The organism is Streptomyces sp. NPDC012825 (assembly GCF_042900925.1).
In the GTDB taxonomy this organism is placed as follows: domain Bacteria; phylum Actinomycetota; class Actinomycetes; order Streptomycetales; family Streptomycetaceae; genus Streptomyces.
In genome coordinates this window covers 952,440-968,712 of the sequence record NZ_JBIBBZ010000001.1, presented here as the reverse complement: position 1 = coordinate 968,712, position 16,273 = coordinate 952,440, and the positions used below count along the sequence as shown (strand labels likewise).

The 16,273-nt window shown below is 72.0% G+C and carries 14 protein-coding genes; all 14 read right to left on the bottom strand.

Annotated features, from left to right (window positions below; translation table 11 throughout):
- Positions 1 to 78 precede the first annotated feature (78 nt).
- Positions 79 to 492 carry a hypothetical protein gene (locus ACFY7E_RS04695; protein WP_383440632.1) on the bottom strand — a complete coding sequence of 138 codons (414 nt, stop codon included), beginning with the start codon at positions 490 to 492 and terminating at the stop codon, positions 79 to 81.
- Between the two features lie 262 nt (positions 493 to 754).
- Positions 755 to 2,095 (bottom strand): MraY family glycosyltransferase, encoded by a 1,341-nt coding sequence (locus ACFY7E_RS04690; protein WP_389480706.1) that lies wholly within the window; start codon positions 2,093 to 2,095, stop codon positions 755 to 757.
- 107 nt (positions 2,096 to 2,202) lie between these two features.
- On the bottom strand, positions 2,203 to 3,450 hold the full coding sequence (gene glyA / locus ACFY7E_RS04685) for a serine hydroxymethyltransferase (RefSeq protein WP_389480703.1): 1,248 nt from the start codon (positions 3,448 to 3,450) through the stop codon (positions 2,203 to 2,205).
- Positions 3,451 to 3,521: 71 nt separating this feature from the next.
- On the bottom strand, positions 3,522 to 4,169 hold the full coding sequence (locus ACFY7E_RS04680) for a low molecular weight phosphatase family protein (protein ID WP_053648608.1): 648 nt from the start codon (positions 4,167 to 4,169) through the stop codon (positions 3,522 to 3,524).
- Entirely contained in the window at positions 4,166 to 4,813 is a 648-nt protein-coding gene (locus tag ACFY7E_RS04675) for an L-threonylcarbamoyladenylate synthase (RefSeq protein WP_053648610.1), read from the bottom strand. The genes ACFY7E_RS04680 and ACFY7E_RS04675 overlap by 4 nt, the downstream gene beginning before the upstream one ends.
- A 49-nt stretch (positions 4,814 to 4,862) precedes the next feature.
- Positions 4,863 to 5,744 (bottom strand): peptide chain release factor N(5)-glutamine methyltransferase, encoded by an 882-nt coding sequence (gene prmC, locus ACFY7E_RS04670; protein ID WP_389480696.1) that lies wholly within the window; start codon positions 5,742 to 5,744, stop codon positions 4,863 to 4,865.
- A gap of 89 nt (positions 5,745 to 5,833) precedes the next feature.
- Positions 5,834 to 6,910: a peptide chain release factor 1 gene (gene prfA / locus ACFY7E_RS04665; protein WP_389480694.1), complete on the bottom strand. Its 1,077-nt coding sequence runs from the start codon at positions 6,908 to 6,910 to the stop codon at positions 5,834 to 5,836.
- A gap of 95 nt (positions 6,911 to 7,005) precedes the next feature.
- Positions 7,006 to 7,230: a 50S ribosomal protein L31 gene (gene rpmE / locus ACFY7E_RS04660; RefSeq protein WP_383440614.1), complete on the bottom strand. Its 225-nt coding sequence runs from the start codon at positions 7,228 to 7,230 to the stop codon at positions 7,006 to 7,008.
- A gap of 133 nt (positions 7,231 to 7,363) precedes the next feature.
- Positions 7,364 to 8,416, bottom strand: coding sequence for an LCP family protein (locus ACFY7E_RS04655; protein ID WP_389480692.1), 1,053 nt, complete (start codon positions 8,414 to 8,416; stop codon positions 7,364 to 7,366).
- A 198-nt stretch (positions 8,417 to 8,614) separates the two neighbouring features.
- Positions 8,615 to 10,702, bottom strand: a complete 2,088-nt coding sequence (gene rho / locus ACFY7E_RS04650; protein WP_389480690.1) for a transcription termination factor Rho — start codon at positions 10,700 to 10,702, stop codon at positions 8,615 to 8,617.
- A gap of 412 nt (positions 10,703 to 11,114) precedes the next feature.
- Positions 11,115 to 12,032, bottom strand: a complete 918-nt coding sequence (gene thrB / locus ACFY7E_RS04645; protein WP_383440606.1) for a homoserine kinase — start codon at positions 12,030 to 12,032, stop codon at positions 11,115 to 11,117.
- A 317-nt stretch (positions 12,033 to 12,349) separates the two neighbouring features.
- Positions 12,350 to 13,420 (bottom strand): threonine synthase, encoded by a 1,071-nt coding sequence (gene thrC / locus ACFY7E_RS04640; protein ID WP_389480685.1) that lies wholly within the window; start codon positions 13,418 to 13,420, stop codon positions 12,350 to 12,352.
- Between the two features lie 6 nt (positions 13,421 to 13,426).
- Entirely contained in the window at positions 13,427 to 14,725 is a 1,299-nt protein-coding gene (locus ACFY7E_RS04635) for a homoserine dehydrogenase (RefSeq protein WP_389481051.1), read from the bottom strand.
- A 147-nt stretch (positions 14,726 to 14,872) separates the two neighbouring features.
- On the bottom strand, positions 14,873 to 16,264 hold the full coding sequence (gene lysA, locus ACFY7E_RS04630; RefSeq protein ID WP_389480684.1) for a diaminopimelate decarboxylase: 1,392 nt from the start codon (positions 16,262 to 16,264) through the stop codon (positions 14,873 to 14,875).
- Positions 16,265 to 16,273 lie beyond the last annotated feature (9 nt).

The window sequence follows — 16,273 nt, the reverse complement described above, 5'->3', positions numbered from 1 at the left end:
ATGCCCGCGCCCGCAGTGCCGCAGTTGGCACCGGACGATAGCAGGAAGCCGAAGGCGGCTTTATCCCGGCCCTACCCTTCACGACTTCGACCCCGACTTCTCGGGCTCGACATACATGATCTTGGCCTTCATGTAGGCCCGCGCCTGTGCCCCGACCCACACCACGGTCGTCGCGAGCAGGGTGAAGGCGAAGGCCTTGAAGTCGAACAGCGTGGTGTTCTTGAACAGGGCCAGGAAAGTGAAGAGCAGCAGCAGCTGGGCCACGTAGAGCAAGAGCCCCATGGCCTGGAACAGGTGCGGCAGGGACTTCGCCGTCCGCTGGAGGACCACCAGCCCGATGCCCATGAAGAGGACCACGACCAGCGTGCCGGCGACAGCGCCGAGCGCACCCTCGCCACCGGCGACCACCCCGCCGACGACCGTGGCGATGGCGCCGACGGCAGCGGTGGGTACGGCGGCGTGCAGCAGGATGCGTGCGTCGTTGGACGGCATGGCGGTGTCTCCGCTTGATGGAGGGGGCGATGGTGTCGTCATGGACGAGCGTAAGCCCGGTCCGAGGTGGGTCTCGGGGCCAACGGACCGTCGCACTACGGTCTTTCGGCACTGTCGCCGGGTCTCGTGAACGGTATCACAAACTATTTGAATAGGTCTTTACCCATAAGGTGTGCCAGTTGTCACACATGAGGGTTACACCGCGCGTGTGTGCACGACGGCGGGGCGTCTTGTCTGGTAATGGCCGCCGCCGCGGCTTTCGTCAACTCGGCGTTCCGGCCTTCCGCCGGTCGGTGAAGCGCGCGCGGTTGCCGATGGCGGTGGCGCCGTTGATGCCGGCGGGCACCGGGACCCGCTCGTCCTCCCGTACCGCGGCCGGCTCCGCGGCCGTCCCGGGGGCCGTCTCCGGCTCCGCCTCCGCGGCGGGGGCCGGCTTGCGCCGCCGGTAGCGGGGCGGCACCACGGACTCGGCCCAGCGGGGCGCGCGCGGCCTGAACCGCGGCAGCAGGAGCAGCACCAGGCCGATCGCGCTGAGCGCGACGACCCCGAGGACGATCCACATCGAGGTCGAGTGGACCGAGTACGCCAGCGTCCCGAAGGCGATCAGGGCCGACCAGAAGTACATGATCAGCACCGCGCGGCTGTGCGAGTGCCCGATCTCCAGGAGCCGGTGGTGCAGGTGGCCGCGGTCGGCCGCGAACGGCGACTGGCCCTTCCAGGTGCGGCGCACGATCGCCAGGACCAGGTCCGCCATCGGGATCGCGATGATCGTCAGCGGCAGCAGGAGCGGGATGAAGACGGGCAGGGCGGCGTGGGTGGCCTCACGGGTCGAGCCCTCGAAGAGCCGCAGGATGTCCGGGTCGACCTGGCCGGTGATCGAGATGGCGGAGGCCGCCAGGATCAGGCCGATCAGCATCGAGCCGGAGTCGCCCATGAAGATCCGCGCCGGGTGCATGTTGTGCGGCAGGAAGCCCAGGCACATGCCCATGAGGATGGCGGCGAAGAGGGTCGCGGGGGCGGCGGCCTCGATCGTGTAGCCGTACCAGAGGCGGTAGGCGTACAGGAAGAAGGCCGCGGCGGCGATGCAGACCATGCCGGCGGCGAGGCCGTCGAGGCCGTCGACGAAGTTCACCGCGTTGATGGTGAGGACCACCAGGGCGACCGTGAGGAGCGTGCCCTGCCCGGGGGTGAGGGCGACCGTGCCGATGCCGGGGATCGGCAGCCACAGGATCGTCAGGCCCTGCGCGACCATCACGCCCGCCGAGATCATCTGCGCACCCAGCTTGATGAGCGCGTCGAGCTCGAACTTGTCGTCCAGGACGCCGATCAGCCAGATCAGCGCGGCGCCGGAGAGCAGCGCGCGGGGCTCGTTGGACAACTCGAAGACGCTGCCGAGGTTCTGCAGGTGGGCGGCGACGAGCAGGCCCGCGCACAGGCCGAAGAACATGGCGATGCCACCGAGCCGCGGAGTCGGTTCTCGGTGCACGTCGCGGGCGCGGATCTCCGGCATCGCCCCGGTCGCGATGGCGAACTTGCGCACCGGACCGGTGAGCAGGTAGGTCACCGCGGCCGTGACGCAGAGCGTCAGCAGGTAATCACGCACGGGCTGCCCCACAGGAATCGCTGGCCATCTCAGCCCCACACCCTAGCCGTGCCGTCCATGTGCTCAGAGACACGCGGGCCGTCCGGACGGTTGCGCCGGAGTTCCGCTCAGTGCGCGTACGGCGGAAACCGGCCGGTCAGCGCGCGTACGTCCGCCCGTACCCGGGCCGTCTCCCCGGGGTCGGCGCGGAGCGCGGCCGTGAACAGACCGGCGATCCCGGCCATTTCGGGGGTGCCCATGCCCTGGGTGGTGACGGCGGCCGTGCCGAGCCGGATCCCGCGCCCCTCCCCGTGCGGCAGGGCGCAGGCGTCGAGCACGATGCCGGCGGCGGCGAGCCGGGCGCGCGCGGTGCGCCCGTCGACGCCGAGGGGGGCGGGGTCGGCGGTGACGAGGTGGGTGTCGGTGCCGCCGGTGGTCACCGCGAAGCCCTCGGCGGCGAGGGCGGCGGCCAGCACCCGGGCGTGCTCGACCACCCGGTGGGCGTACGCGGTGAACGCGGGCGTCCCGGCCTCGCCGAAGGCCACGGCCTTGGCCGCGATCGTGTGCATCTGGGCGCCGCCCTGGCTGAACGGGAACACCGCCCGGTCGATCCGGCCCGCGAGTTCCTCCCCGCACAGGATCATCCCGCCGCGCGGGCCGCGCAGCACCTTGTGGGTGGTGGCGCAGACGACGTCGGCGTACGGGACGGGGCTCGGGGCCGCTCCCCCGGCGACCAGGCCGATGCCGTGGGCCGCGTCGGCGATCAGGTAGGCGCCGGTCTCGTCGGCGATCTCGCGGAAGAGGGCGTGGTCGAGGTGGCGGGGGTGGGCGATGGAGCCGCAGACGATCGCCTTGGGGCGGTGGTGGCGGGCGAGGGCGGCGACCTGCTCGTAGTCGACGAGCCCGGTCTCGGCGTCGACGCCGTAGGGGACGAAGTCGAACCAGCGGCCGGAGAAGTTGGCGGGCGAACCGTGGGTGAGGTGCCCGCCGTGCTCCAGGCCCATGGCGAGGACCGTGTCACCGGGCCTGAGAAGGGCCGCGTACGCCGCCAGGACGGCCGAGGAGCCGGAGTGGGCCTGGACGTTCGCGTGGTCGGCTCCGAAGAGCGCGGTGGCCCGCTGCACGGCGATCCGCTCGGCGGCGTCGGCGTACTCGCAGCCGCCGTGGTGCCGGGCGCCGGGGTAGCCCTCGGCGTACTTGTCGGCGAGTCGGGAGCCGAGGGCGGCGAGGACGGCGGGCGAGGTGAAGTTCTCCGCCGCGCTCAGCTGGAGACCGTCGGCCTGCCGCCGCTCCTCGCCGACCAGCACGTCGGCGACCTCCGGGTCCTGCCGGCGCAGGACGTCGAGGGCGTCGTCGGAGGGCGCGGTGACCGGCATGGCTGACTCCGGGCGTGGAGGGGTGTCAGCACCAATGTAGACAAACCACCCCCCACCTCGCCCGCCGGGAGTCAGCGCCGCGCCGTCACCCCCGTCAGCGCCGTCACCACCGGGTCCAGCGCCTGGTTGATCTCGTCGCCGATCGAGCGGAAGAACGTGATGGGGGCGCCGTACGGGTCGTTGACCTCGTCCGCGTCCGGGGACGGGGCCAGGAGCCACCCGCGTAGAGCCGCGGCCGCGCGGACCAGGGCGCGGGCGCGTTCGACCATGCCCTCGTCGCGGGGGTCCGGGAGCGTGGCCGGGTCGATGGCGCGGACCAGGCGGGTGAACTCCTTCAGGGTGAAGGTGCGCAGCCCCGCCGAGTGGCCCATCGAGATGACCTGCGCCCGGTGGTCCCGGGTCGCCGTCAGGACGAGGTCGGCGCGGATGACGTGCTCGTCGAGGAGCTCGCGGCCCACGAAGCCGGTGTGGTCCGCGCCGAAGTCGGCGAGGACGAGTTCCGCGTTGGCCTCCATCGGGGCGCCCTCGTGGCCCCAGGTGCCCGCGCTCTCCACGATCAGGCCGCCGCCGAGGGGGTCCCCGAGCCGGTCGCACAGGGCGTGGCGGGTCAGCCGCTCGGTGATCGGCGAGCGGCAGACGTTGCCGGTGCTGACGTGGAGGATGCGGAAGGTGTCGCTGTCGTCGTGCCCCGCTATGCCACGCCCCTCAGGGGCGGTCAACTGGCCACCTCGAGGTCGGGTACGACCTTCCGGAGCTCCTCCGCGGAGAGCGCTCCCTGCCGCAGCAGCACCGGCACCGGGCCGGTCACGTCGACGATGGACGAGGGGACGTTCCCGGGCGTCGGGCCGCCGTCGAGGTAGACGGAGACGGAGTCGCCGAGCATGTTCTGCGCGGCGTCGCAGTCCTCCGGCGACGGGTGGCCGGTGAGGTTGGCCGAGGAGACGGCCATCGGGCCGACCTCGGTGAGCAGCTCGATCGCGACCGGGTGCAGCGGCATCCGGACGGCGACGGTGCCCCGGGTGTCGCCGAGGTCCCACTGGAGGGACGGCTGGTGCCGGGCGACCAGGGTGAGCGCGCCGGGCCAGAAGGCGTCGACGAGCTCCCAGGCCTGCTCGGAGAAGTCGGTGACCAGGCCGTGGAGGGTGTTCGGGGAGCCGATGAGCACGGGCGTGGGCATGTTGCGGCCGCGCCCCTTGGCGGCCAGCAGGTCGGCCACGGCCTCGCTGCTGAAGGCGTCCGCCCCGATCCCGTACACGGTGTCGGTGGGCAGCACGACCAGCTCGCCCCGGCGGACGGCGGACGCGGCCTCGCGCAGGCCCGTCAGTCGGTCGGTCGCCTCGTTGCAGTCGTATCGCCGTGCCATCAGTTCCCGGCCTCCTCGTACGCGTGGTTCGTCATGCTGGTCGTGCCGCTCACGGCATCGCCTTGCGGGCGGTCGCGAAGCGCGGCCGGTTGTTCAGGTCGGGGTGGTCGGCGGCGTCCGCCCAGCCGGCCTCCTCGTTGAAGATCCACGGCACCTGGCCGCCCTGGGTGTCCGCGTGCTCGATGACGACGAGGCCGCCGGGGCGGAGCAGGCGGTGGGCGGTGCGCTCGATGCCGCGGATGGTGTCGAGGCCGTCCTCGCCGGAGAAGAGGGCCATCTCCGGGTCGTGGTCGCGGGCCTCGGGCGCCACGTACTCCCACTCGGTGAGCGGGATGTACGGCGGGTTGGAGATGACCAGGTCGACCTGGCCGTCCAGGTCGGGCAGGGCGGTCAGCGCGTTGCCCCGGTGGACGGTGACGCGGGAGCCCTCGGCGTTCTTCCGGGTCCAGACGAGGGCGTCGTCGGAGAGCTCGACGGCGTGCACGCGGGAGCGCGGCACCTCCTGGGCCATGGCGAGGGCGATGGCCCCGGAGCCGGTGCACAGGTCGACGATGAGCGGCTCGACGACGTCCATGGCGCGCACGGCGTCTATGGCCCAGCCGACGACCGACTCGGTCTCGGGGCGCGGCACGAAGACGCCGGGGCCCACCTGGAGCTCCAGGTAGCGGAAGAAGGCCCGTCCGGTGATGTGCTGGAGGGGTTCGCGGGCCTCGCGGCGGGCGACCGTCTCCCAGTAGCGGGCGTCGAAGTCCGCGTCCTTGACGTTGTGCAGCTCCCCCCGCTTGACGCCGTGCACGAACGCGGCGAGCTCCTCGGCGTCGAAGCGCGGGGAGGGGACGCCGGCGTCGGCCAGCCGCTGGGTGGCCTGGGCCACCTCGGCAAGCAGCAGACTGCGGGGGCCTGGGGGTCGCCCCCCAGAAAGTGACTGCACGCTGGTCCTCCGTGGTGCGGGGTGGGGCTTGGGGGAAGCCGCACGGGGTCCCGGGCGGCTCCGGGACTCCGTACGGCCTTGCGGGTGCCTTACGCCGCGGCGAGCTTCGCCGCCGAGTCGGCGTCGACGCAGGCCTGGATCACCGCGTCCAGTTCGCCGTCGAGCACCTGGTCCAGGTTGTACGCCTTGAAGCCGACGCGGTGGTCCGAGAGGCGGTTCTCCGGGAAGTTGTACGTCCGGATCTTCTCGGAGCGGTCGACGGTGCGGACCTGGCTGCGGCGGGCGTCGGCGGCCTCGGCCTCGGCCTTCTCCTGGGCGGCGGCGAGGAGCCGGGAGCGCAGGATGCGCATGGCCTGCTCCTTGTTCTGGAGCTGGCTCTTCTCGTTCTGGCAGGAGGCGACGATGCCGGTCGGCAGGTGGGTGATGCGGACGGCGGAGTCGGTGGTGTTGACCGACTGGCCGCCGGGGCCGGACGAGCGGTAGACGTCGATGCGCAGGTCGTTGGCGTGGACCTCGACCTCGACCTCCTCGGCCTCGGGCGTGACGAGCACGCCGGCGGCGGAGGTGTGGATGCGGCCCTGGGACTCGGTGGCGGGCACGCGCTGGACGCGGTGCACCCCGCCCTCGTACTTGAGGCGGGCCCAGACGCCCTGGCCGGGCTCGGTGGCGCCGTTGCCGCCCTTGGTCTTCACGGCGACCTGGACGTCCTTGTAGCCGCCCAGCTCGGACTCGGTGGCGTCGATGATCTCGGTCTTCCAGCCGACGCGCTCGGCGTACCGGAGGTACATGCGGAGCAGGTCGCCGGCGAAGAGCGCGGACTCGTCGCCGCCGGCGCCGGCCTTGATCTCCAGGATGACGTCCTTGTCGTCGCTGGGGTCGCGCGGGACGAGGAGCAGGCGGAGCCTGTCGGTCAGCTCCTCCCGGTCCTTCTCCAGCTGCTTGACCTCGGCGGCGAAGTCGGGGTCGTCGTGCGCCAGCTCGCGGGCGGTCTCGATGTCGTCACCGGTCTGCTTCCAGGAGCGGTAGGTGCCGACGATCGGGGTCAGCTCGGCGTAGCGCTTGTTCAGCCTGCGCGCGTTCGCCTGGTCGGCGTGGACCGAGGGGTCCGCCAGCTTCTTCTCGAGGTCGGCGTGCTCGCCGACCAGTTCCTCGACCGCCTCGAACATCGGGGGCTCCTGGTTTTCGTCAGTTGCTACGGGGACGCCAAAGCGCCGGTCCCGGCCACCCGCGCGGGGCGACCGTGGACCGGCGCAGGGGCTCGCTACTTGCTGGCGGAGCCGGCGGCCTTGCCGAAGCGGGCCTCGAAGCGGGCGACGCGGCCGCCGGTGTCGAGGATCTTCTGCTTGCCCGTGTAGAACGGGTGGCACTCGGAGCAGACCTCGGCACGGATGGTGCCGTCGGCGAGGGTGCTGCGGGTGGTGAACGACGCGCCACAGGTGCAGCTGACCTGGGTCTCGACGTACTCGGGGTGGATCTCGCGCTTCAAGGTGTCTCCTATGTTCGGGAGGGCACCGGGTCGCTACCGCGGGTTGCGGCATGCGTGAACCGGGGCCGACGTACCAGTCTGCCAGGACCGGCCGCATCTCCCAAACCGGGGTCGGGCCCGAGGTATTCCCGGCCTACCCCACGATGCCGCCGGCCGCCCCGGTGGCCGTGTCCTTCGTCGCGGAGGCGGGGACGGGCAGGTCGTCTTTGAGGGCCTCCCAGACCTGCCCGGACTGCTTCTCCAGGGGGACGACCCGGTTGGGGTCGATCCGGTCGTACGCGACGGGCAGGGTGACCATGTGGACGTTCCGGGCCTCGATGCCGGAGAGGCCTCCGGCGAAGCCCATCAGCTCCTGGACCGAGTCGAGTTCGGAGTCGGGGGTGATGGCCTTGGTGGCGGCGTCGGCGAGGCCCAGGAGCTTCGAGGGGTCGCTCAGGACCCCGACGTCCCCGACCTGCTCGACGAAGGCCTTCATGAAGGCCTGCTGGAGCTGGATGCGGCCGAGGTCGCTGCCGTCGCCGACGCTCTTGCGGGTGCGGACGAGGCCGAGGGACTGCTCGCCGTCGAGGGTGTGGGTGCCCGGCGCGAGGTCGAGGTGGCTCTTGCCGTCCCGGATGGGCGCGGTGGTGGTGATCTCGACGCCGCCGAGCTCGTCTATGAGCTTCTTGAAGCCGGTGAAGTCGACCTCGACGTAGTGGTCCATGCGGATGCCGGACAGCGTCTCGACGGTCTTCACGGCGCAGGCGGGGCCGCCGGCCTCGTACGCCGTGTTGAACATGGCGCGGCGCCGGCCGGGGACGTCGGCGCCGTGGGCGTCGGTGCAGTCCGGTCTCGTGACGAGGGTGTCGCGGGGTATGGAGACGACGCTCGCCTTCTTGTGGCCCTGGTGGACGTGGACGACCATCGCGGTGTCGGAGCGGGCGCCGCCCTCGTCCTTGCCGTAGGCGCCGTTGTCGCCGGAGCGCGAGTCGGAGCCGAGGACGAGGATGTCCAGGGAGCCGTCGTCGACGTCGGCGGGGCGCTGGGGGCCGAGCTGGGCGTTGATGTCGACGCCCTGGATGTTGTGGTCGAGTTTCAGGTAGGAGGCGTAGCCGGCTCCGGCCCCGCCGAGGAGGAGGACCACGAGGGTCCCCGTGAGGAGGAACGTCACCTTGCGGCGTCGGCCGCTGTTCGTCTGCTCGGTCATCGCCCGTCCTTCGGCCCTGGATTCACCTTCTGTGACGGCGGTGCGTCCGAAAGGGTTGCGCGCGGATCCGCGGGCTTCGGATGGGAAAAGACGACGCGCCCACCGTGCGGACACGGTGGGCGCGGTGGTCGGCGCAGGTCACGGCGGGGACGGACCGGGGTCCGTCCCCGCCGTGTGACGTGGGTCTCGCGGACCGCGTCAGTCGTTGTTGTTCGCTCCGGGGGTGGTCTTCTGGATCTGGAGGAGGAACTCGCCGTTCGACTTCGTCTGCTTCATCTTGTCGAGGAGCAGCTCGATCGCCTGCTGCTGGTCGAGCGCGTGCAGCACGCGGCGCAGCTTCCAGGTGACGGCGAGCTCGTCGCTGCCGAGGAGGATCTCCTCCTTGCGCGTGCCCGAGGCGTCGACGTCGACGGCCGGGAAGATGCGCTTGTCGGCGAGCTTCCGGTCGAGCTTGAGCTCCATGTTGCCGGTGCCCTTGAACTCCTCGAAGATCACCTCGTCCATGCGCGAGCCGGTGTCGACCAGCGCGGTGGCCAGGATGGTCAGCGAGCCGCCGTCCTCGATGTTGCGCGCGGCGCCGAAGAAGCGCTTCGGCGGGTAGAGCGCGGTCGAGTCGACACCACCGGACAGGATGCGGCCGGAGGCCGGGGCGGCGAGGTTGTACGCGCGGCCCAGACGGGTGATCGAGTCGAGCAGGACGACCACGTCGTGCCCCAGCTCCACGAGGCGCTTGGCGCGCTCGATGGCCAGCTCGGCGACGGTGGTGTGGTCCTCGGCCGGACGGTCGAAGGTCGAGGAGATGACCTCGCCCTTGACCGACCGCTGCATGTCGGTGACCTCTTCCGGACGCTCGTCGACCAGGACGACCATCAGGTGGCACTCGGGGTTGTTGACCGTGATCGCGTTGGCGATGGCCTGCATGATCATGGTCTTGCCGGTCTTCGGCGGGGCCACGATCAGACCGCGCTGGCCCTTGCCGATCGGTGCGACGAGGTCGATGATCCGCGTGGTCAGCACGCCCGGGTCGGTCTCCAGGCGGAGCCGGTCCTGCGGGTAGAGCGGGGTCAGCTTGTTGAACTCCGGGCGGCCGCGGCCGGAGTCGGCGGCCATGCCGTTCGCGGAGTCCAGACGGACCAGCGCGTTGAACTTCTCGCGGCGCTCGCCCTCCTTCGGCTGGCGCACGGCACCGGTGACGTGGTCGCCCTTGCGCAGGCCGTTCTTGCGGACCTGGGCGAGGGAGACGTACACGTCGTTCGGGCCGGGCAGGTAGCCGGAGGTCCGGATGAACGCGTAGTTGTCGAGGATGTCGAGGATGCCCGCGACGGGGATCAGGACGTCGTCGTCCGCGACCTGCGGCTCGCCGGCCTGGAAGTCGTCGCGGCCGCGGCGCCCGCGGCGGTCGCGGTAGCGGCCGCGACGGCCCCGGCGGCCGCCCTCGTCGTCGTAGTCGTCCTGCGGACCGGCCTGCTGGCCGCCCTGCTGGCCCTGGCCGCCGCCCTGGCCCTGACCCTGGCGCTCCTGGCGGTCCTGACGGTCCTTGCGCTGGCCGCCCTGGCCGCCGCCGCCCTGCTGGTCGTCGCCCTTGCGGTCGCGCTGGCGGTCCCGGCGGTCGCGGCGGTCACCGCGGTCCCGGCGGCCGCGGCCCTCGGCGCCGTCGGCGGCGCCGTCGGTCCGGGTGTCGGTCTGCGCCTCGGCCCTGCCCTCGCGGGCCTCGGTACGGGCTTCCGTACGGGCCTCGGTCCTGACGGCCTGCGCGGTCTCGCCCGCGGTCGCGGCGTCCGGCGAACCGGCGGGGGCGGTGGCGCGGCGACGGCGGCGCTCACCGGCCGGCTGGTCGTCGCCGGCGCCCTGCTCCGACGGGGTCTTGGGCGAGGGCTGGCCCGGGATGTCGATCTGCTGCTGGCCGGCGATCTTCTCGACCGGCTCCGCCTTGGCGGCGGCCTCGACGGCCGACTCGACGGCGGTCTCGCCCGTACGGGCCTTGGAGGTGGCGCGGCGCTTCGGCTTGGTCTCGGCGGCGTCGGCGGTCTTGGCCGGGGCGGCGGAGCCCCCGCCGGCCTGCGCCTCCTTGATGACCTCGATCAGCTGGCTCTTGCGCATGCGCGCGGTGCCCCTGATGCCGAGGCCGGACGCGACCTGCTGCAGCTCGGCCAGGACCATGCCCTCGAGGCCGGTGCCGGAGCGGCGGCGCCGTGCGGTGCCGCCGGTGGCAGCACCTGCGGCGGGCGCGGCGTTGTCGACACTGTTGTCGGCAGTCACGCCCATCAGATCGGTGGTGTCGCTCACGAAGGGTCCTTCCCTGGAGCGGACGTCGGCCATCTGGCTCGGCGACCGGTTGTGCTGTCCGGCAGGGTCCTGGTGTGTGGACCGAGTCCGGGGCGGTGGTCCCGCCGGGTGCGGCGGAAGAGAGGAACGTGCTGTGGGTCCGGCCCGAGGCCCCCTGCTCGGCCCTCACGGAGAAGAGCGAGGGGTGTCGTGCCGGTTCCGGAGCGTGCTCGAAACTGCTCAGGCGGGCTGCTCAGGCAGTTGGGGAGGCTCCCGGAAGAATGGGTGGTCCCTGAGGGGACACTCCGCACCGCTCCACAAAGAGGTCGGGTGCAGACTTGAGATTAACACTACCGGCTCCAACAAACATTCCCCCTCTCCCTCACCGGCAATCTCCCGTCCGGGGCGCCGCCCGGCGCCCCGGCCCGGTCACCTAGGGCGCCAGCGGCAGGACGCACGCGCCGGACGCGTCGAGGTCGAGCCGGTTCGCGGCCCATCCCTCGCCCGCGAGCAGGGCGACCTTGTCGGCGGTCCCCCGCTCCGCGAGGGCGAGCACCGTGGGGCCCGCGCCGGAGACGACCGCGGGGACGCCGTCCGCGCGCAGCCGGTGCACCAGGGCGACGCTCTCGGGCATCGCGGGGGCGCGGTACTCCTGGTGCAGCCGGTCCTCGGTGGCCGCGAGCAGCAGTTCGGGGCGGCGGGTGAGGGCCTCGACGAGGAGGGCGGCGCGGCCGGCGTTGGCGGCGGCGTCCACGTGCGGGACGGTGCGCGGCAGGAGGCCGCGGGCGGTCTCGGTCAGTACGGGCTTCCCGGGGACGAAAACCACCGGAACGATGGAATCGGAGGGGTCCATCCTGATGGCCCGCGCGGCGCCGGACTCGGTCCAGGCGAGGGTGAATCCGCCGAGGAGACAGGCGGCGACGTTGTCGGGGTGGCCCTCGATCTCGGTGGCCAGCTCCAGGAGGGCGGCCTCGTCGAGCTTCGCGTCACCGCCTATGGTCACGGCGCGGGCGGCGACGATGCCGGCGCAGATGGCGGCGGAGGAGGAGCCGAGGCCGCGTCCGTGCGGGATGCGGTTGGCACAGACGACCTCCAGGCCGCGCGGCTGCCCGCCGAGCAGGTCGAAGGCCGTGCGCAGGGAGCGTACGAGCAGGTGGCTCTCGTCGCGCGGGAGCGTCTCGGCGCCCTCTCCGGCGATGTCGACGTGCAGCCCGGAGTCGGCGACCCGGACGACCACGTCGTCGTAGAGCCCCAGCGACAGGCCGAAGGCGTCGAAGCCCGGGCCGAGGTTGGCGCTGGTGGCGGGGACGCGCACCCGTACGGCGGCGGCGCGGAACGCTGGACCGGCCATCGCTCGATGACTCTCCTTGATTGCGACAACGGGTATTTCAACGGGTATTTCAAGAGAAGTACGCCGGGACCCGGCGGGCCGTTTCGGCCACGGGGGGCGACAACGGCAACAACACCGCGCATATGCGTCGGGGCGGGTCGGTACAGCCTATCGAAGGAAGGTTCTGCGGCGACATAGGGCGCACAGGAGGCGCACGATGCGTGTCGCGGGCCAACCTGTGCCCCTCTGTGCGTTCCTGATCGGGTTTCGATCAGCGCGCCTTCCCGTACGGGGGACGCTCCGGCGAAGGAGACGCCCCCGTACGGGAGGCAGGGGGATCAGGCCAGGCCGAGGCGCTCGGCGGCGGCCGCGGCGTCGACCGGGACGGTGACCGGCTGCGGCGCGCCGGCGACGGCCCAGTCGGGGTCCTTGAGGCCGTTGCCGGTGACGGTGCAGACGATCCGCTGACCGGGGTCGACCTTGCCCTGCTCGGCGGCCTTCAGCAGACCGGCGACCGAGGCGGCCGAGGCGGGCTCGACGAAGACGCCCTCCTGCGCGGCCAACAGGCGGTAGGCGCGCAGGATCTCACGGTCCGTCACCTCGTCGATGAAGCCGCCCGAGTCGTCGCGCGCGGCGATCGCGTAGTCCCACGAGGCCGGGTTGCCGATGCGGATCGCGGTGGCGATCGTCGACGGGTCCTTGACGACCTCGCCGCGCACGAGCGGGGCGGAACCGGAGGCCTGGAAGCCCCACATGCGGGGGCGGCGGGTGGCGAGGCCGTCCTCGGCGTACTCGCGGTACCCCTTCCAGTACGCGGTGATGTTGCCCGCGTTGCCGACCGGCAGGACGTGGATGTCGGGGGCGTCGCCCAGCATGTCCACGATCTCGAACGCGGCGGTCTTCTGGCCCTCGATGCGGACCGGGTTGACCGAATTGACCAGCGCCACCGGGTAGTTCTCGGAGAGGGAGCGGGCCAGGGTGAGGCAGTCGTCGAAGTTGCCGTCGACCTGGAGGATCTTCGCGCCGTGCACGAGGGCCTGGCCCATCTTGCCGAGCGCGATCTTGCCCTGGGGCACGAGGACGGCGGACACCATGCCGGCGCGCACCGCGTAGGCGGCGGCGGAGGCGGAGGTGTTGCCGGTGGAGGCGCAGATGACGGCCTGCGCGCCCTCCTCCTTGGCCCGGGTGATGGCCATGGTCATGCCCCGGTCCTTGAAGGAGCCGGTGGGGTTGGCGCCCTCGACCTTGAGGTGCACCTCGCAGCCCGTGCGCTCGGAGAGGACCTGAGCCGGAACGAGCGGCGTACCGCCCTCACGGAGCGTGACGACCGGCGTCGCGTCCGTGACCGGAAGGCGGTCCCGGTACTCCTCGATGATGCCGCGCCACTGGTGGGTGCCCTTGCTGGTCATGGGTCCTTACTCCCCTTCAACACGCATGATGCTGGCGACACCGCGCACGGTGTCGAGCTTGCGCAGCGCCTCGACGGTCCCGGAGAGGGCGGCGTCGGGCGCGCGGTGGGTGACGACGACGAGGGAGGCCTCGCCGTCTCCGTCCTGTCGACCGTGCTGGCGCACCGTGTCGATGGATACGCCGTGCTCGGCGAAGACCGTCGCGACCTGGGCGAGGACGCCCGGTTTGTCGGCCACGTCGAGACTGATGTGGTACCGCGTGACGACCTCGCCCATGGAGCTGACGGGCAGCTGGGTGTACGCGGACTCCCCGGGGCCGTTGGCCTCGTTGAGCTTGTTGCGGCACACGGCGACGAGGTCGCCGAGCACGGCCGAGGCGGTCGGCGAACCGCCGGCGCCGGGGCCGTAGAACATGAGCCGCCCGGCGGCCTCCGCCTCGACGAAGACCGCGTTGTACGCCTCGCGGACGGAGGCCAGCGGGTGGCTGAGCGGGATCATCGCGGGGTGCACGCGCGCGGTGACGGACCCGCCGTCGGCGGCCCGCTCGCAGATGGCGAGCAGCTTGATGGTGCAGCCCATCTCCTTGGCGGAGGCGAAGTCGGCGGCGGTGACCTCGGTCATGCCCTCGCGGTAGACGTCGTCGAGGCGCACGCGCGTGTGGAAGGCGATCCCGGCGAGGATGGCGGCCTTGGCGGCGGCGTCGAAGCCCTCGACGTCGGCGGTCGGGTCGGCCTCGGCGTACCCGAGGGCGGTGGCCTCGTCGAGCGCCTCGGAGTAGCCGGCGCCGGAGGTGTCCATCTTGTCGAGGATGAAGTTCGTCGTGCCGTTGACGATGCCCATCACCCGGTTGATCTTGTCGCCGGCGAGGGACTCGCGCAGCGGGCGGATCAGCGGGATGGCGCCGGCGACGGCCGCCTCGTAGTACAGGTCCTGGCCGTGCCGCCCGGCGGCCTCGTAGAGGGCCGCGCCGTCCTGGGCGAGCAGCGCCTTGTTGGCGGAGACGACGGAGGAGCCGTGCTCGAAGGCGGTGGTGATGAGGGTGCGGGCCGGCTCGACGCCGCCGATGACCTCGACGACCACGTCGATGTCACCCCGTTCGACCAGGGCGGTGGCGTCGGTGGTGATCAGCTCCGGGGCGATGCCCTCGCGGACCTTGTCGGGCCGGCGGACCGCCACGCCGGCGAGCTCGACCGGGGCGCCGATGCGCGCGGCGAGGTCGTCGGCGTGCGTCGTCATGATGCGCGCCACCTCTGAGCCGACCACTCCACAGCCCAGCAGCGCCACCTTCAGCGGACGCGTACGCATCATCCGACCTCGTTTCTCGTACTACTTCGTATTTCTACGTTCGTATCTCTACGGTCCCTACGGTGAGGACCAGTCTCACTCACCGGACGGGGGTTTCCGCCCCTCGTCCGGATCGTGAGACATCGATTCCATCACCCGACTATTTCATCACCCGACGTCCAGACGCAGGAGATCTTCCTCCGTCTCGCGGCGGACGATGACACGCGCCTCGCCGTCGCGGACGGCGACGACGGGCGGGCGGAGCGCGTGGTTGTAGTTGCTGGCCATGGAGCGGCAGTACGCGCCGGTGGCCGGCACGGCGAGGAGGTCGCCGGGCGCCAGGTCGGAGGGCAGGAAGGCGTCCCGTACGACGATGTCGCCGCTCTCGCAGTGCTTGCCGACGACGCGGGAGAGCATCGGCTCGGCGTCGCTGGTCCGGGAGACGAGGGCGACGCTGTACTCGGCGTCGTACAGGGCGGTGCGGATGTTGTCCGACATGCCGCCGTCGACGCTCACGTACGTCCGCAGCCCGTCGAGCGGCTTGATCGTGCCGACCCGGTAGAGGGTGAAGGCGGTGGGGCCGACGATGGCCCGCCCGGGCTCGACGGAGATGCGGGGGGTCCGCAGCCCGGCGGCCTCGCACTCCCTCCCCACGATCTCGTGGAGCGCCTTGGCGATCTCGTGCGGCTCGCGCGGGTCGTCCTCGGAGGTGTACGCGATGCCGAGGCCGCCGCCGAGGTCGATCTCGGGCAGCTCGACGCCGTGCTCGTCGCGCACCTCGGTGAGGAGCTGGACGACGCGGCGGGCGGAGACCTCGAAGCCGGCCATGTCGAAGATCTGCGAGCCGATGTGCGAGTGGACGCCGACGAGTTCGAGCCCGTCGAGCTTCAGCGCCCGGCGCACGGCCTCGGCGGCCTGCCCGCCGGCGAGGGCGATGCCGAACTTCTGGTCCTCGTGGGCGGTGGCGATGAACTCGTGGGTGTGGGCCTCGACGCCGACGGTGACGCGGATCTGCACGCGCTGGCGCTTGCCGAGGGACTGCGCGACGTGCGCGACGCGGACGATCTCCTGGAAGGAGTCGAGCACGATCCGCCCGACGCCGGCGCGCACGGCCTTCTCGATCTCCTCCTCGCTCTTGTTGTTGCCGTGGAAGGCGATGCGCTCGGCGGGCATGCCGGCGGAGAGGGCGGTGGTGAGCTCGCCGCCGGAGCACACGTCGAGGTTGAGCCCCTCCTCCTCGAGCCAGCGCACGACGGCACGGGAGAGGAAGGCCTTTCCGGCGTAGAAGACGTCGGCGTCCGGCCCGAAGGCCTCGGCCCAGGCGCGGCAGCGGGTACGGAAGTCGGTCTCGTCGAGGAAGTAGGCGGGGGTGCCGAACTCCTCGGCGAGGTCGGTCACGCTGATCCCGCCGACGGTGGCGACCCCGCGCTCGTCCCTCCCGACGGTCCGGGACCACACCTTGGGGTCGAGGGCGTTGAGGTCGGCGGGCGGGGCGGAGTAGTGGCCCTCGGGGAGGACGTCGGCGTGGCGGGGCCCTGCGGGGTGGGCGGAACGGCTCATGTCTGCGTC

Excerpts from the sequence above, each read along its gene's own strand:
- ACFY7E_RS04655 (WP_389480692.1), bottom strand. The coding sequence starts at position 8,416 with ATGACCGAGCAGACGAACAGCGGCCGACGCCGCAAGGTGACGTTCCTC.
- prfA (WP_389480694.1), bottom strand. The coding sequence starts at position 6,910 with ATGTTCGAGGCGGTCGAGGAACTGGTCGGCGAGCACGCCGACCTCGAG.
- lysA (WP_389480684.1), bottom strand. The coding sequence starts at position 16,264 with ATGAGCCGTTCCGCCCACCCCGCAGGGCCCCGCCACGCCGACGTCCTC.
- thrB (WP_383440606.1), bottom strand. The coding sequence starts at position 12,032 with ATGGCCGGTCCAGCGTTCCGCGCCGCCGCCGTACGGGTGCGCGTCCCC.
- ACFY7E_RS04635 (WP_389481051.1), bottom strand. The coding sequence starts at position 14,725 with ATGCGTACGCGTCCGCTGAAGGTGGCGCTGCTGGGCTGTGGAGTGGTC.
- ACFY7E_RS04695 (WP_383440632.1), bottom strand. The coding sequence starts at position 492 with ATGCCGTCCAACGACGCACGCATCCTGCTGCACGCCGCCGTACCCACC.
- ACFY7E_RS04675 (WP_053648610.1), bottom strand. The coding sequence starts at position 4,813 with ATGGCACGGCGATACGACTGCAACGAGGCGACCGACCGACTGACGGGC.
- glyA (WP_389480703.1), bottom strand. The coding sequence starts at position 3,450 with ATGCCGGTCACCGCGCCCTCCGACGACGCCCTCGACGTCCTGCGCCGG.
- thrC (WP_389480685.1), bottom strand. The coding sequence starts at position 13,420 with ATGACCAGCAAGGGCACCCACCAGTGGCGCGGCATCATCGAGGAGTAC.